This window comes from Teichococcus aestuarii (assembly GCF_003116135.1).
In the GTDB taxonomy this organism is placed as follows: Bacteria; Pseudomonadota; Alphaproteobacteria; order Acetobacterales; family Acetobacteraceae; genus Pseudoroseomonas; species Pseudoroseomonas aestuarii.
This window is the reverse complement of record NZ_PDOA01000004.1, coordinates 193341-208388: the sequence shown is the minus strand read 5'-3', so window position 1 is coordinate 208388 and position 15048 is coordinate 193341. Positions and strand designations below refer to the sequence as shown.

General features: G+C 72.8%; 12 protein-coding genes. 4 read left to right on the top strand and 8 right to left on the bottom strand.

The window, feature by feature from the left end:
• Window positions 1-148: 148 nt before the first annotated feature.
• The gene (gene hrpB, locus CR165_RS08820; RefSeq protein ID WP_109516600.1) at window positions 149-2593 is read right to left on the bottom strand and encodes an ATP-dependent helicase HrpB; all 2445 of its coding nucleotides are present in this window, start codon (window positions 2591-2593) and stop codon (window positions 149-151) included.
• A gap of 139 nt (window positions 2594-2732) precedes the next feature.
• On the opposite strand from hrpB, the gene CR165_RS08815 reads away from it, so the two are divergent.
• The 3 genes from CR165_RS08815 (at window position 2733) to CR165_RS08805 (ending at window position 6438) form a co-directional block, all read left to right on the top strand.
• Window positions 2733-3563, top strand: coding sequence for an isocitrate lyase/PEP mutase family protein (locus tag CR165_RS08815; RefSeq protein WP_109516599.1), 831 nt, complete (start codon window positions 2733-2735; stop codon window positions 3561-3563).
• Between the two features lie 73 nt (window positions 3564-3636).
• Window positions 3637-5757 (top strand): protein-disulfide reductase DsbD family protein, encoded by a 2121-nt coding sequence (locus CR165_RS08810; RefSeq protein ID WP_181378067.1) that lies wholly within the window; start codon window positions 3637-3639, stop codon window positions 5755-5757.
• A 42-nt stretch (window positions 5758-5799) separates the two neighbouring features.
• Complete coding sequence (locus CR165_RS08805; RefSeq protein ID WP_109516598.1) at window positions 5800-6438, top strand: redoxin domain-containing protein; 639 nt, start codon at window positions 5800-5802, stop codon at window positions 6436-6438.
• Window positions 6439-6482: 44 nt separating this feature from the next.
• On the opposite strand, the gene CR165_RS08800 is transcribed toward CR165_RS08805, so the two are convergent.
• On the bottom strand, window positions 6483-7484 hold the full coding sequence (locus tag CR165_RS08800) for a sialic acid TRAP transporter substrate-binding protein SiaP (protein WP_245906276.1): 1002 nt from the start codon (window positions 7482-7484) through the stop codon (window positions 6483-6485).
• 115 nt (window positions 7485-7599) lie between these two features.
• On the opposite strand from CR165_RS08800, the gene CR165_RS08795 reads away from it, so the two are divergent.
• On the top strand, window positions 7600-9132 hold the full coding sequence (locus tag CR165_RS08795) for a UxaA family hydrolase (protein ID WP_219929711.1): 1533 nt from the start codon (window positions 7600-7602) through the stop codon (window positions 9130-9132).
• 72 nt (window positions 9133-9204) lie between these two features.
• On the opposite strand, the gene CR165_RS08790 is transcribed toward CR165_RS08795, so the two are convergent.
• From CR165_RS08790 to urtB, 6 genes are all read right to left on the bottom strand, one after another.
• Entirely contained in the window at window positions 9205-10128 is a 924-nt protein-coding gene (locus CR165_RS08790; protein WP_109516596.1) for a dihydrodipicolinate synthase family protein, read from the bottom strand.
• Window positions 10125-10793, bottom strand: a complete 669-nt coding sequence (locus tag CR165_RS08785) for a GntR family transcriptional regulator (protein WP_109516595.1) — start codon at window positions 10791-10793, stop codon at window positions 10125-10127. Before CR165_RS08785 ends, CR165_RS08790 begins: the two co-directional genes overlap by 4 nt.
• Window positions 10794-10962: 169 nt before the next feature.
• Entirely contained in the window at window positions 10963-11655 is a 693-nt protein-coding gene (urtE, locus tag CR165_RS08780) for an urea ABC transporter ATP-binding subunit UrtE (protein ID WP_109516594.1), read from the bottom strand.
• 3 nt (window positions 11656-11658) lie between these two features.
• Window positions 11659-12396 carry an urea ABC transporter ATP-binding protein UrtD gene (urtD, locus tag CR165_RS08775; RefSeq protein WP_109516593.1) on the bottom strand — a complete coding sequence of 246 codons (738 nt, stop codon included), beginning with the start codon at window positions 12394-12396 and terminating at the stop codon, window positions 11659-11661.
• Entirely contained in the window at window positions 12393-13493 is a 1101-nt protein-coding gene (urtC, locus tag CR165_RS08770) for an urea ABC transporter permease subunit UrtC (RefSeq protein ID WP_109516592.1), read from the bottom strand. The genes urtD and urtC overlap by 4 nt, the downstream gene beginning before the upstream one ends.
• A complete protein-coding gene (urtB, locus tag CR165_RS08765) occupies window positions 13490-15010 on the bottom strand; it encodes an urea ABC transporter permease subunit UrtB (RefSeq protein WP_109516591.1) in 1521 nt (506 codons plus the stop codon). Before urtB ends, urtC begins: the two co-directional genes overlap by 4 nt.
• Between the last annotated feature and the right edge of the window lie 38 nt (window positions 15011-15048).

Genomic DNA, 15048 nt, shown 5'->3' with positions numbered 1-15048 from the left:
GGTCGGGGGCGGGCCGGCGGCGCCCAGGGCAGGTTGGCGTCAGGGCGGGTTGGCGTCAGGGCGGGTTGGCGTCAGGGCGGGTTGGCGTCAGGGCAGGAGTGGCGGAGGCAAAATAAGCCGAACGCGGTGTTGCGCCCAATGGGGCTGCTCAGCCGGGGCGCGCCGGGTCCTCCGGCCAGTCGTGGCGGGGGTAGCGGCCGCGCATGTCCTTGCGCACATCCGCCCAGGCGCCGCGCCAGAACCCCGGCAGGTCGGCCGTGACGGCGACCGGGCGCCCGGCGGGCGAGAGCAGCGCCACCTGCAACGGGATTCGCCCGCCGGCCAGCGGCGGCAATGTGGACAGACCGAACAGCCATTGCGCCCGCGCCTCCAGCCGCGGCACCTCTCCCGTATAGTCGATGGGGGCGGCGCGGCCATTCGGCAAGGCGAGGCGCGGCGGCAGCGCGGCATCCAGCGCCTTTTGCCGGGCATGCGGCAGCAGGGCGCGCAGCATCGCCACCGCGTCCAGCGCCTTGAGCTGGGTCAGCCGCGTCAGGCCGGACAGCCAAGGGGCGAGCCATTCGCCTGCGGTGGCGGCGAGCGCGGCGTCCGAAACATCCGGCCACTCCGCCGGCTCCAGCCCGTGCATCAGGCCGATGCGGGCGCGGGTCTGGCGGGCGGCCTCGGTCCAGTCGAGGTCGCGGAAGGCGCGGGTAGCGGCGGCCTCGGCCAGGGCCGCGGCCAGCGCCGCCGGGTCGGCATGCGGCAGGGTGCTCTCCTCCAGCACCAGCGGGCCGAGGCGCAGGCGGCGCCGCGCCACCACCGCGCCGGCGCGGGCGTCGAAGGCGGCGCCCTCCTCCCGCACCAGCCGCTCCGGGAATTTCTGCTCCAGGGCCTCGCGGGTCAGCGGCGCGGCCATGCGGATGCGCGCCTCGGTGCCGGCCAGCTCCAGATCGGCCACCGCCAGCAGCGGCGCCTTGCCTAGCCGGTCGGTCGCCGGCAGGCGGGCGCCCTGCCCCGACGCCAGGCGGAAGGCGCCGTCCATGCTGCCGCGCTTGGCCGCGATGCGGTCGGGGAAGCCGGCGGCCAGCAGCAGCCCGGCATCGCCCGCCGCCTCCGTGCCGCCCGGCACGCCGAGGCGCCGCCGGTGCAGCGTGACCGTGCGGCGGATGCGGCCCAGCGCGGCGCGGTCGGCATTCGGGTCGTCGGCGCCGTGCAGCAGGTCCAGCCGCAGCTGGATGTCGGCAGGCGCCTCGCGGCCACGGATCGGGTCGCGCTCCTCCAGCAGGGCGGCGAGCTCGGCGGCGAGTGCCGCCTCCTCGGCGTCGGCCGCCTCGGCCATCATGCGGGCAAGGCGCGGGTGGGTGCCGAGGCGCGCCATGCGCCGGCCCATGGCGGTGATGCGCCCCTGCCCGTCCAGCGCGTCGAGGTCGCGCAGCAGGGCGCGGGCGGCGGCGAGCATGCCGGCCGGCGGCGGGTCGAGGAAGGCCATCTCCGCCGGATCGCTGCCCCAGGCGGCGCAGTCCAGCGCCAGGCCGGACAGCTCGCTCTCCAGGATTTCCGGCCGGTCGGATTGCGGCAGGCCACGGTGCAGCGCCTCCGTCCAGAGGCGGATGGCGACGCCCGGCTCGGTGCGCCCCGCGCGGCCCGCGCGCTGCTCGGCGGCGGCGCGGGAGATGCGCAGTGTGGCCAGCCGCGCGAGGCCGGTGGCCGGGTCGAGGCGCGGCGCGCGGCGGAAGCCGCCATCCACCACGATCCGCACCCCCGGCACGGTCAGCGAGGTCTCGGCGATGGAGGTGGCCAGCACCACCTTGCGGTTCGGCGAGGGGTTGAGGGCGCGGTCCTGCTCGGCGGGGGGCAGCTCGCCATGCAGCGGCAGCACCTCGGCCTTCACGCCGCCCAGCCGCTCGGCGGTGCGGCGGATCTCGCCCCAGCCGGGCAGGAAGGCCAGCACGTCGCCCGGATGCTCCACCAGGGCGGCGCGGATGGCGGCGACCATCGCCTCGGGCAGGTCGCGCGGCTCCTTCAGGTCACGCGGGCGGTGATGCACCACCACGGGGTAGGCCCGGCCCAGGCTCTCGATGACCGGCGCGCCGCCGAGCAGCCGGGAAAACCCCTCGGCCTCGATGGTGGCGGACATGGCCAGCAGCCGCAGCTCCGGCCGCAGCCCGCGCTGCAGGTCGAGGCAGAGGGCCAGCGCCAGGTCGGTGTCGAGGTTGCGCTCATGCGCCTCGTCGAACAGCACCGCCGCCGTGCCCTCCAGCCCGGGATCGGTCTGCAGCCGGCGCACCAGCAGCCCTTCCGTCACCACCTCGATGCGGGTGGCGGCGGAGACGGCGCGCTCCAGCCGCGTGGCGAGGCCCACCGTCTGCCCCAGCGGCTCGCCCAGCAGCTCCGCCATGCGGCGTGCGGCGGCGCGGGCGGCGACGCGGCGCGGCTCCAGCACCACGATCTTCTGTCCGTTCGCCCAGGGCTCGTGGCGGAGCGCCAGGGGCACCAGCGTGGTCTTGCCGGCGCCGGGGGGGGCCACCAGCACGGCGTTCGGGCCCGCGCGCAGCGCATCCAGCAAACGCGGCAGGGCTTCGGAGACGGGCAGCTCGGGCAGGGCATCCATGCCCTGCCTGTAGCGCAAGGCGGCGGGTGGCGGCCAGTTCGGGCCTCACCATGGAGGCGGGCAGGCACCCTGGCTTTCCCCGCTTGACGCCGATGGAACATTACCAGAACAATAACCACCTCACCGGAGGAACGACCCCATGCACCCCACCCGCGAGGACAAGGTCGCCTGCTTCCGCGCGCTGCACGCGCAACCCGGCGCCCTCGTCATGCCCAACCCGTGGGATGCCGGAAGCGCCCGGCTGCTGGCCGGCCTTGGCTTCCCGGCCCTGGCGACCACCAGCGCCGGCCTGGCCTTCTCCCTCGGCCGGCGGGATGGCGCGGCGGGGCTGGCGGAGACGCTGGCCAATGCCCGCGCCATCGTCGCGGCCACCACCCTGCCGGTCTCGGCCGACCTGGAGAACGGCTTCGGCCACGCCCCGGACGATTGCGCCCGCACCCTGCGGGCGGCGGCGGAGGCCGGGCTGGCGGGCGGCTCGATCGAGGACGCCACCGGCGACCCGGCGGAGCCGATCTATGAATTCCGCCACGCGGTCGAGCGCATCGCCGCCGCCGCCGAGGTGGCGCGCGCCCTGCCCTTCGTGCTGACGGCGCGGGCGGAGAACTTCCTGCACGGCCGCCCGGATCTGGACGACACCATCGCCCGGCTGCAGGCCTTCGCCGCCGCCGGGGCGGAGGTGCTCTATGCCCCCGGCCTGCGCGAACTGGCGCAGATCCGCGCCGTCTGCGAGGCGCTGGAAGGCTTCCCGGTGAATGTGGTGATGGGGCTGGTGGGCCGCCCCTTCACCGTGGCGGAGCTGGCCGCGGCGGGGGTGCGGCGCATCAGCCTCGGCGGCTCGCTGGCCCGCACGGCGCTCGGCGCGCTGCACCGCGCGGCGGTGGAGATCCGCGACCAGGGCAGCTTCGGCTTCGCGGCCGGCGCCCTGACAGGGGCGGAGGTGGAGGCCTATATGCAGCCGCGCGAGGGCTGAGCGGCGCGGCGCGACACGTTTCGTTACCGCGACGCCCTTTCCTTCGGCACCGCGAAAAGGTTTCATTCCCTTCATGTTGCGCGCCCTGCCCCCGTTGCTGGCCCTGCTCTCCCTGGCCCTGCCCGCCCTGGCGCCGGAGGTCCGGGCGCTGGAGAGCACGCCCACGCGCTCCGAGCGCGCGCGCATGACCCTGGCCTCCGCGCTGGACGCGGTGGCGCCGGGCCAGCCCTTCCGCCTCGGGCTGAGGCAGGTGCTGGCGCCGGGCTGGCACACCTACTGGCGCAATCCGGGCGATGCCGGCACGCCGCCCGAGATCGCCTTCACCCTGCCCGAGGGCGCCAGCGCCACCGGCTTCGAATGGCCGGCGCCGGAGCGCATCCCCTTCGGCCCGCTGGTGAACTACGGCTACGAGAACGCGGTGCTGCTGCCGCTGACGGTGACGCCGCCCGCCACGCTGCGGCCGGGCGATGTCTTCACCATCGAGGCGCAGGCGAGCTGGCTGGTCTGCGAGAAGGTGTGCATCCCGGAGGAGGGCGTGTTCCGCCTCGACCTGCCGGTGGAGGCCGCGCCGCGCCCCGACCCCGCCCTTGCCGCCGATTTCCGCGCCGCCGAGGCCGCCCTGCCCCGCCCCTCCCCCTGGAACACGGCGCTGGGCTTCGAGGGCCCGCAGGGCGCGCTGCGGCTGGAGGGGCCGGACCTTTCCCCCGCCCTGGTGAAGGAGGCGCATTTCTTCCCCGGCGAATGGGGCGTGCTGGACCATGCCGCGCCGCAGCCGGTGCAGCTCGCCGAGGGCGGGCTGCGCCTCGGCCTGCCGCGCGGCGCGGCGCCGCTGCCGGCCGGCCCGCTGGAGGGCGTGCTGGTGCTGACCGATGCCGGCGGCACGCGCAGCGCCTACAGCATCGCCGCCGCGCCGGGCGCGGTGCCGCCGCCGCTGGCCGGGGCAGGCGCGGGGGCGGGCCTCGGCGCCGGGCTGCCGCTGTGGCAGGCGCTGTTCTGGGCGGCGCTGGGCGGGCTGATCCTGAACCTGATGCCCTGCGTTTTCCCCATCCTGGCGATGAAGGCCATGGCGGTGGCGCGCCTCTCCGGCGCGGCGCGCGGCGCGGTGCGCGGCCATGCGCTGAGCTACACGGGCGGCGTGGTGCTCTCCTTCCTGGCGCTGGCGGGCGTGATGATGGCGCTGCGCGCGGCCGGCGGCGTGGCGGGCTGGGGCTTCCAGTTCACCGCGCCCGCCTTCGTCGCCGGCATGGGCTGGCTGATGCTGGCGGTGGGGCTGAACCTCTCCGGCGTGTTCCAGCTCGGCGGGCCGGTGGCGCTGGGCTCGGGTGTCGCGGCGCGGGGCGGGCATCTCGGCAGCTTCGCCACGGGCGGGCTGGCGGTGCTGGTGGCCACCCCCTGCACCGCCCCCTTCATGGCCGCCGCCATCGGCGCCGCCATGCTGATGCCGCCCGCCGCCACCCTCGCCGTCTTCGCCGCCATGGGGCTCGGCATGGCGGCGCCCTACGCGCTGCTGGCCCTGGCCCCGGGGCTGGCCGACCGGCTGCCCCGCCCCGGCGCCTGGATGGAGCGGCTGAAGGAGCTGCTGGCCTTCCCGATGTATGCCGCCGCGCTGTGGCTGCTCTGGGTGCTGGCGCAGCAGGTCGGGCCGGAAGGGCTGGCGGCGGCGCTGGCCGGAGGGCTGGCCGTGGGCTTCGCCGCCTGGGCGCTGGGCCGGGCGCAGCTGGCGCGCGGCGGCCGGGGCCGGCTGGCCGGGCGCGGCGGCGCCGCCCTGGCGCTGCTGGCGGCGCTCGCCCTGCTGCCGGCGCTGGCCACCGCACCCGCCGCCAGCGCCGGCACCCGCGCCAGCGCCGCCGAACCGGGCGCCGAGCCCTGGTCGGAGGCGCGGCTGGCCGCCCTGCGCGCCGAGGGCCGCCCCGTCTTCGTCAACATGACCGCCGCCTGGTGCATCACCTGCAAGGTGAACGAGCGCGTCGCCCTGCACTCGGAGGCGGTGCGCGACGCCTTCACGCGGCGCGGCGTCGCCTACCTCAAGGGCGACTGGACCGATGGCGGCCCCGCCATCGCCGCCGTGCTGCGCCGCTTCGGGCGGGAGGGCGTGCCGCTCTACCTCGTCTACCCGCCCGGCGGCGGCGAGCCCGCGCTGCTGCCGCAGATCCTCACCGAAGCCCTGGTGCTGGAGGCGCTGCCTCCGGGCTGACCGGGCTCCCGACGCCCCCTCTCGACGATGGAGTGACCGACCATGGCCAAGTTCCTGTCCCGCCGCGCCACCCTCGCCATCCCGCTCGGCGCCGTGCTGATGCCGGCCCTGCCCCGGCTGGCGCAGGCCGCGCCCGTCATCCGCGCCCCCGCGCCGGACTTCGCCGCCCCCGACCAGGACGGCACGATGCGCCGCCTCGCCGACTTCCGCGGCAAGGTGGTGGTGCTGGAGTGGACCAACCATGACTGCCCCTTCGTGCGGAAGCACTACGGCAGCAACAACATGCAGGCCCTGCAGAAGCAGGCCGCCGAGCGCGGGCTGGTCTGGCTGTCCGTCATCTCCTCCCCGCCCGGCGAGCAGGGGCATGTGGATGGCGCCGGCGCGCGGAGGCTGACCACGGAGCGCGGCGCCGCCCCCGCCGCCGTGCTGCTCGACCCCGAGAGCCGCATGGCCCGCGCCTATGGCGCCACCACCACGCCCCACATGTACGTCATCGATGGCGAGGGGCTGCTGCGCTACATGGGCGGCATCGACAGCATCGCCTCCAACCGCGCCGAGGACGTGCCGAAGGCCGAGCCGCTGGCGCGGAACGCCATGCTGGCCGTCGCCGACGGCCGGCCGGTGGAGCGGGCGGTGACGCGCAACTACGGCTGCGCCATCAAGTACGCGCCGGGCGCCTGAGGGCAGCAAAGGCCGGGGAGGAGTCCCGCTCCCCGGCCCTCCTCTCAGTTGGTGGCCGAGGCGATGGCCTGCAGCCGGTCATACTGCTCCTTCGTCCAGCCCGCGCCCGCGGCCTGGTCGTTGTGCAGCGGCATGGCGGCGGCGCGGAAGGCGGCGCGGTCCGGCTCCAGCACGGTCTTGCCCTGCTGGCGGAACCAGTCCGGCAGGCTCAGCTCGGCGTCGCGGATCTGCTTGCTGGCGCGCGTCGCCGCCTCGCGCAGCACCTCCTCGAACACCTTGCGGTCCGCCTCGTTCAGCCAGTTCCAGGTGGCGCGGCCGACGATGGTCAGGATGCTCTCGGTGATGTGGCCGGAGAGCATGATGTGGCTCTGCACCTCGTAGAACTTCTTGGCCTGGATGGTGGGCAGCGGGTTCTCCTGCCCGTCGACCGTGCCCTGCTGCAGGGCGAGATACACCTCGGCGAAGGCGATCGGCGTGGCGTTGGCGCCGATCGAGCGGGTGAACATCAGGAACAGCGGCGCCTGCGGCACGCGCAGCTTCATGCCCCGCGCATCCTCGGGCTTCGTGATGGCGCGGTTGGCCGTCAGGTGGCGGGCGCCGTAGTAGGTGAGCGCCACGGAGCGGTGGCCGGTCTGCTTGTCGTAGCCCGCCATCAGGTCGCGCAGCAGCTCGCTCTGCCGGTAGGCGGCGAAATGGCCGTAGTCGCGGAAGATGTAGGGCGCGTTGCTGATGGCAATGGGCTTGTAGGTGGCGCCGGCGAAGGCCACGCCGGTGTAGATGATGTCCACCGTGCCGAGCGAGAGGCCCTGGTTGATGGTGGGCTCGTTCCCCAGCGCGCTGGCCGCGAACACCTCGATGTTCCAGCGGTTCTGCGTCCGCTCCTTGATCTGCTGGGCGGCCCACAGCGCCTCGGTGTGGTAGGCCTCGCCCGTCTCGTAGACATGCGCCCAGCGCAGGCGCTGCTGCGCCTCGGCGGTGCCGCCGAACAGCGCGCAGGCGGCCATGGTGGCGGCCGCCAGGAAGCCACGGATCATTCCATCCCCCATCGGGCGCCTCCAGGCGCTCCGGCTTTGTTGTATGATGACATTATGCCTTGCGGCACAAAAGCTTCGCAAGCCTGTCGTCTGCGCTAGACTGTCCTCCCCCTGGAGGAAAACGCACATGGACACCGTGGCCGACACGCCCTTCATCCGCCTGCACCCCGAGGACAGCGTGCTGATCGCCCGCCGCGCCGCGCCGGAGGGGACTCCGGTGGGGCCGAACGTCGTCACCCGCGCGCGCATCCCGCCCGGGCACAAGGTGGCGCTGCGCCCGCACGCCCCGGGCGAGGCGGTGAAGCGCTACGGGCAGATCATCGGCTTCGCCACCCAGCCCATCGCGCCCGGCGAGTGGGTGCACACCCAGAACTGCGGCATGGGCGAGTTCGACAAGGACTATGCCTGGGGCGTGGACGCCCGGCCGACGCTCTACGTGCCCGAGCCCGCCCGCTTCATGGGCATCCTCCGCCCCGATGGAAGGGTGGCGACGCGCAACTACATCGGCATCGTCACCAGCGTGAACTGCTCGGCGCATGTCGCCTCGCTGATCGCCGACGCCTTCAAGCGCAACCCCTTCACCGGCAGCGACCCGCTGGCCGAGTTCCCCAACGTCGATGGCGTGGTGGCGCTCACCCACAAGACCGGCTGCGGCATGGGCGACAATGAGGGCCTGCGCATCCTGCGCCGGACGCTCGCGGGCTATGCGCGGCATGTGAACTTCAGCCATGTCATCGCCATCGGCCTCGGCTGCGAGGTCAACCAGATCTCGGGGCTGCTGGAGGAGCAGAACCTCGCCGGGCGGCTGCGCAACATGGACATCCAGTCCATGGGCGGCACCCGCAAGACCGTCGAGGCCGGCATCGCCTTCGTGCGCGAGGTGCTGGCCGAGGCCAACCAGGTGCACCGCCAGGAGGTGCCGGCCAGCCACCTCACCATCGCCCTGCAATGCGGCGGCTCGGACGGCTATTCCGGCATCACCGCCAACCCGGCGCTGGGCCATGCCTCGGACCTGCTGGTGCGGCATGGCGGCACCGTCATCCTCTCCGAGACGCCGGAAACCTACGGCGCCGAGCACCTGCTCACCCGCCGCGCCACCTCGCGCGACGTCGGCGAGAAGCTGGTGGGGCTGATGCGCTGGTGGGAGGAATACGCGGCGCGCGGCCAGGCGGAGCTGAACAGCAACCCCTCCCCCGGCAACAAGGCGGGCGGCCTCACCACCATCCTGGAGAAGTCGCTCGGCGCCATGGCCAAGGCCGGCACCAGCAACCTCACCGCCGTCTATGACTATGCGGAGCCGGTGACGGAGAAGGGCTTCGTCTTCATGGACACGCCGGGCTACGACCCGGTGGCCGCCACCGGCCAGGTGGCGGGCGGCGCCAATATGGTGTGCTTCACCACCGGGCGCGGCAGCGTCTTCGGCTGCAAGCCGGCACCCTCCATCAAGCTCGCCACCAACTCGGCCATGTATGAGCGGATGGAGGAGGATATGGACGTGAACTGCGGCACCATCCTCTCCGGGCGCGAGAGCGTCGAGGAATGCGGCGAGCGCATCTTCCAGCTCATCCTGCGCGTGGCCTCGGGCGAGCGGACCAAGAGCGAGAACTACGATTTCGGCGGCGCGGAATTCGCGCCCTGGCCGATCGGGGCGACCATGTAAGACAAAGAAAGGGAGGGGCGCTGCCCCTCGCCCCGCCGGGGGAACTGAGTTCCCCCGGACCCCCACATCCGTTTACGCGGCGGCAGCCTTGAGCACGCCCCATTCCGTCAGCAGGGCGCGCAGGCGGGCGTGGGACTCCGGCGCCAGCGGCCACGCGGCCGGCGGGCGCGCCGGGCCGACATCGTGCCCCGTGAGATTCAGCGCTTCCTTGACGACGGAAACATTGGTCCCGTTCTGCTCCTCGGAGCGCAGCGCCTCGAAGCCGGCAATGGCGGCGATCTCGGCATTGGCCGTGGCGAAGTCGCCCCGCGCCAGCGCATCGCGGATCGTCACGGACCGCTCCGGCGCCACGTTGATCAGGCCGGAGGTGAAGCCGCGCGCACCGAGCGCCGTCATCGGCGGCGCCCAGGGCTCGGCCAGGCCGCAGATGAAGTTCACCTGGTCACCCACGATGCGCATGGCGTGCGCCAGCGTCATCACGTTCGGCGTCGCCCACTTCACGCCGGCCACGCCGGGGATGCGGCACAGCTCCTCGATGGACTTCAGCCCGATGCCGTCATTGCGCAGGTAGAGCACCACCGGCAGGCCGGAGGCATCGGCCATGCGGCGCACATACTCCACCACGCCGCGCGGGGCGACGAAGGGGTCCGGCGTCTGGTGGATCATGATGGCGTCGGCGCCATCCTTGGGCGCGCGGCGGGCCAGCCGCTCCGCCTCCACCACGCTGCGGCCGATGCCGGCGATGACGATGGCGCGGCCCTCGACCAGCGCCGGCACCTCGGCCTGCATCCGCTCCGCCTCGGCGAAGGAGAGGCTGTAGAACTCGCTGGTGTTGCCGTTGACGGTAAGGCCATCGACGCCCGCCGCGGCGCAGCGCGCGATGATCGGGCGCAGCTTCTCCGGCGCCGGATTGCCCTCGGCATCGTAGGGCGTGACGAGGATGCCGGAAATGCCCGAGAGGGCCTTCCGCACGCGGTCGGGAACGGGGGTGGTCATGGCTTGGTGTCCTCCACGATCTGGCTGAGCGAGCGCAGCGTGTGCGCGCGCATCCGCGCCTCGGCGCGCGCGGCATCCCCCCGCCTTATGGCGGAGACGATGCCGGCGTGCTCGCGCAAGGCCCGGCGCGGTTCCTCCGGCGCTGCCGCGAGGATGCGGCGGCGCGTGACATGGTCGTAGCCGCGCAGCGCCTCCAGGTGGCGCGCCAGCACGGCATGGTCGGCGATGGCGAGGATGGCGGCGTGCAGCGCATCGTTCGCGGCGGCCAGGGCGGCGAGGTCGCCGGCCTCCGTGGCGTCGCGCACGGCGTGCAGGCGGCGGCGCAGCGCCGCGGCCTGGGCGGGCGTCGCCTGCTCGGCGGCGAAGCCCGCGGCCACCCCCTCCAGCGCGGCGCGCAGCCGGCCCATCTGGCGCAGCTTGGCCGGGCCGAGATCGGCCACGAAGCTGCCGCGCCGCGGCAGTGTGGTGACAAGCCCCTCCGCCTCCAGCCGGTGCAGCGCATCCCGCACCGGGGCGGGCGAGACGCCGAAGCTCTCGGCCAGGCCCCGCTCGGAAAGGCGCTCCCCCGCCGCCAGCCGCCCCTCGGCGATGGCATCGCGCAGCCGCACATAGACGCGAGTGGCGAGCGAGGCCAGATCGTCGGCGGAGAGCAGGAGGGTTTGCACGGCAACTGCTATAGCATGTCTCAGTTGCCAGGGAAGCCGGGAGAAGGAAGGGGTTCTTTTTTGGAAAAAAGAACCAAAAAACTTTTGTCCGTTTGGCGGTGCGCATGCAGCCGGCGCACCCCAAACTCGAAAAGTCTTTTTGCTTCTTTTTCTTCAGAAAAAGAAGAACTTACACCGTCAGCAGCCGCCGCACCGCCTCCTCCTCCAGGGAGCCGGAAAGGCCGGAGAGCGCCACCTCGCCCCGCACCATGATGGCGAGCTGGTCACCCAGTTCGCGGGCGAACTCGTAATACTGCTCGACCAGCACCACCGCCATGTTGCGGCTGCGCGCCAGCAGGCTGATGACGCGGGCGATGTCCTTGATGACATTGGGCTGGATGCCCTCGGTCGGCTCGTCCAGGATCAGCAGGCGGGGCCGGGCGGTGAGCGCGCGGGCGATGGCGAGCTGCTGCTGCTGCCCGCCCGAGAGGTCTCCCCCCCGCCGCCGCAGGAACTGCTTCAGGATCGGGAACAGCTCGAAGATGTCGTCCGGCACCTTGGCGCCGCGCGGTGCGGCGGCCAGCGCGGTTTCCAGGTTCTCCCGCACGGTGAGGAACGGGAAGATCTCCCGCCCCTGCGGCACGTAGCCGATGCCGGCCCGCGCCCGGTCGGCGGCGGAGAGGGTGGAGACGTCCTTCCCCTCCCAGACGATCCGCCCGCCCCTGATCCGCTCCAGCCCGACGATGGCGCGCATCAGCGACGACTTGCCGACCCCGTTGCGCCCCAGCACGCAGGTGATGGAGCCAGGATCGGCACCGAGGGAAACGCCGCGCAGCGCCCGGCTGGCGCCGTAGAAGAGATCGATGTTCTCAACACGCAGCATCGTTCAGCGCCCCAGATAGACTTCGATGACACGCGGGTCGTTCTGCACATGGTCGATGCTGCCTTCGGACAGCACCGCGCCCTCGCACAGCACGGTGACCTTCTCGCCCAGCGCGCGGACGAACTCCAGATCGTGCTCCACCACCACCACGCTGCGCGTGCCCGCGATGCGGCGCAACAGGCCAGCCGTGTGCTCCGTCTCCTGGTCGGTCATGCCGGCGACCGGCTCGTCCACCAGCAGCAGCTGCGGCTCCTGCATCAGCAGCATGCCGATCTCCAGCCATTGCCGCTGGCCGTGCGAGAGGATGGCGGCGCGGTCCTGCGCCCGCTCGGCCAGGCCGATTTCCTCCAGTGTCGCCTCGATCTTCTTGCGGGCCTCCTGGCCCAGCACCCAGCGCAGGCAGGACCACGGGTCGCGCGGCGCCTTCAGCGCGAGTTCGAGGTTCTCGAACACCGTTAGCGCGTCGAACACCGTGGGCTTCTGGAACTTCCGGCCGATGCCGAGATTGGCGATGGTCGCCTCGTCCAGCTTCGTCAGGTCGCGTTCGCCGAAGGTGACGGTGCCGGCGGTGGGGCGGGTCTTGCCGGTGATGATGTCCATCATCGTCGTCTTGCCGGCGCCGTTGGGGCCGATGATGGCCCGCAACTCCCCCGGCTCGACGATGAGGGAAAGGTTGTTCAGCGCCCGGAAGCCGTCGAACACGACCGAGACGCCGTCGAGATAGAGGCGCGCGCCCTTCACTTGCCGTCTCCCTTGTGCAGCAGGCCGACGATGCCGCGCGGCAGGAACAGCGTCACCGCCACGAACAGCCCGCCGAGGACGAACAGCCAGAGGTCGGGCGCGAAGGAGGTGAGCCAGGTCTTGATGGCGTTCACCGAGAAGGCGCCGACCAGCGCCCCCACCAGCGTGCCGCGCCCGCCGACCGCCACCCACACCACCGCCTCGATCGAGTTGCCGGGGCTGAACTCGCCGGGGTTGATGATGCCGACGAGCGGCGTGTAGAGCGCCCCCGCAAGCCCCGCCAGCATGGCGGAGAGGACGAACACCGTGAGCTTCACCCGCACCGTGTCGTAGCCCAGGAAGCGCACCCGGCTCTCGGCGTCGCGCACCGCCACCAGCACGCGGCCGAGCTTGGAGCGGGTGAGATGCGCGCAGAGCAGCAGCGCCCCGCCGAGCGCGATCAGCGCGGCGTAGAACAGCAGGGCGCGGGCGCCGCTGGTGTTCAGCGGCATGCCCAGCAGCTCCTTGAAGTCGGTGAAGCCGTTGTTGCCGCCGAAGCCCATGTCGTTGCGGAAGAAGGCCAGCATCAGCGCATAGGTCATCGCTTGGGTGATGATGCTGAGATAGACGCCGGTGATGCGGCTGCGGAAGGCAAGGTAGCCCACCACCCCCGCCAGCAGCCCCGGCACGACGAGCGCCATGGCGAAGGCGAAGGGAAAACTCGAGAACCCCCACCAGGTCCAGGGCAGCTCGGTGTAGCCGAGGAACACCATGAAATCCGGCAGCACCGGGTGGCCATAGACGCCGCGCGGCCCGATCATCCGCATCAGGTGCATGCCGATGGCATAGCCGCCCAGCGCGAAGAAGGCGCCATGCCCGAGGCTGAGGATGCCCGCATAGCCCCAGGCGAGGTCGATGGCGAGCGCCAGGATGGCGTAGCAGATCCACTTGCCGGAGACCGAGACGACGAAATCCGAGACATACAGGGCGGACTCCGGCGGCAGCCGGTTCAGCACCGGCAGCATGGCCAGGATGGCCAGCCCGGCGAGCAGGATGCCGCGCAGGATGGTCGCGGAACCGGGGCGCAGGCGCTGGCCCATGGAGATGGTGGCGCTCATGGCTCGGCCGCCCTTCCCTTCAGCGCGAACAGCCCTTTCGGCCGCCGCTGGATGAACAGCATGATGCCGACGAGCACGGCGATCTTGGCCAGCACCGCGCCTGCCCAGGGCTCCAGCATCTTGTTGACGATGCCCAGGGTGAAGGCGCCGATCATGGTGCCGGCGAGGGAACCGACGCCGCCGAACACCACCACCATGAAGCTGTCGATGATGTAGCCGGTGCCGAGATTGGGCGAGACATTGTCGATCTGGCTCACCGCCACCCCCGCCATGCCGGCGATGCCGGAGCCGAAGGCGAAGGTCATCGCGTCCACCCGGCCCGTGCGGATGCCCATGGTGGCGGCGATGCGCCGGTTCTGCACCACCGCCCGCATCTCCAGCCCGAAGCGGGTGAAGCGGATGGCGGCGATGGTGATGCCGAGCACGGCAAGCGCGAAGAGGATGATCCAGAGCCGGTTCTGCGTGATCTCGATGCCGCCGGGCAGGCTCAGCGTGCCCTGCATCCAGGCGGGGCTCAGCACCTCGCGGTTCTGCGCGCCGAAGATCAGCCGCACCGCCTGCTGGATGATCATGCCGACGCCGAAGGTCATCAGCAGCGTCTCCAGCGGGCGGCCGTAGAGATGGCGGATCAGCCCGCGCTCCAGCGCCACGCCCACCGCCGCCGTCACCAGGAAGGCGGCGGGCACCGAGAGCGGCAGGGAGAGGGGTGCCAGGGCCGGGATGCCGCGCAGCGCCTCCTGCACCATCACCGTGGTGTAGGCGCCGAGCATCACCATCTCGCCATGCGCCATGTTGATGACGCCCATCACCCCGAAGGTGACGGCGAGGCCCAGCGCCGCCAGCAGCAGCACGGAGCCGAGCGAGAGGCCCTGGAAGGCGGTCTCGGCGGCGGTCTTCAGCATCAGCCGGCGGTCGATGGCGGCGATGGCGGCGTCGATCTCGGGCGCCAGGGCCGGATGGGCGGCACGCGCCTCCAGCAGCAGGCCGCGCGCCACGGCCGAGCCACCCTCGGCCAGGACCAGGATGCCCTGCCGCTTCACCCCCTCCTGCGGCGCGGCGAGGCGCGAGGCGGCCAGCGCCAGCGCCATCCGCTCCCGCACGGCGGGCGAGGATTCACGCCCCAGCGCATCCTCCAGCAGCGGGATGTTCTCGGGGCTGCGGCTGCGGAACAGGCCGTCCGCCGCGGCGGCGCGCTCCGCCTCCACGGGCGAGAGCAGTTGCAGCCGGCCCAGCGCACCGCGCAGCGCCACGCGCACCCGGTTGTTGATGCGCACCGGCTCGCCGGCATCGCCCTCGCGGAGCTGCACGGTGCCATCGGCGGTCTTCACCAGGCGGCCCTCGGCCAGCGCCTGGAGCAGCGGCAGGGCGCGCGGGTCGCCCAGCGCGCCCAGCTTCTCCACCGCCTCGGCCTGGGACTGGAAATTGCCGCCGAGGCCCCTCAGCGCATCGGTGAAGGCGTCCTGCGCGCGGGCCGGCGCGGCCAGCAGCAACAGCAGGACCAGGAGTGATCGCAGCATCGGTTTCCCTCGCGGCAAAGAAAAGACGGGGGGAAAGG

Coding starts and splice junctions, on each gene's coding strand:
- hrpB (WP_109516600.1), bottom strand. CDS start 2,593: ATGGATGCCCTGCCCGAGCTGCCCGTCTCCGAAGCCCTGCCGCGTTTG.
- CR165_RS08790 (WP_109516596.1), bottom strand. CDS start 10,128: ATGACCACCCCCGTTCCCGACCGCGTGCGGAAGGCCCTCTCGGGCATT.
- CR165_RS08805 (WP_109516598.1), top strand. CDS start 5,800: ATGGCCAAGTTCCTGTCCCGCCGCGCCACCCTCGCCATCCCGCTCGGC.
- CR165_RS08795 (WP_219929711.1), top strand. CDS start 7,600: ATGGACACCGTGGCCGACACGCCCTTCATCCGCCTGCACCCCGAGGAC.
- urtE (WP_109516594.1), bottom strand. CDS start 11,655: ATGCTGCGTGTTGAGAACATCGATCTCTTCTACGGCGCCAGCCGGGCG.
- urtB (WP_109516591.1), bottom strand. CDS start 15,010: ATGCTGCGATCACTCCTGGTCCTGCTGTTGCTGCTGGCCGCGCCGGCC.
- CR165_RS08815 (WP_109516599.1), top strand. CDS start 2,733: ATGCACCCCACCCGCGAGGACAAGGTCGCCTGCTTCCGCGCGCTGCAC.
- CR165_RS08810 (WP_181378067.1), top strand. CDS start 3,637: ATGTTGCGCGCCCTGCCCCCGTTGCTGGCCCTGCTCTCCCTGGCCCTG.
- CR165_RS08800 (WP_245906276.1), bottom strand. CDS start 7,484: ATGGGGGATGGAATGATCCGTGGCTTCCTGGCGGCCGCCACCATGGCC.
- urtC (WP_109516592.1), bottom strand. CDS start 13,493: ATGAGCGCCACCATCTCCATGGGCCAGCGCCTGCGCCCCGGTTCCGCG.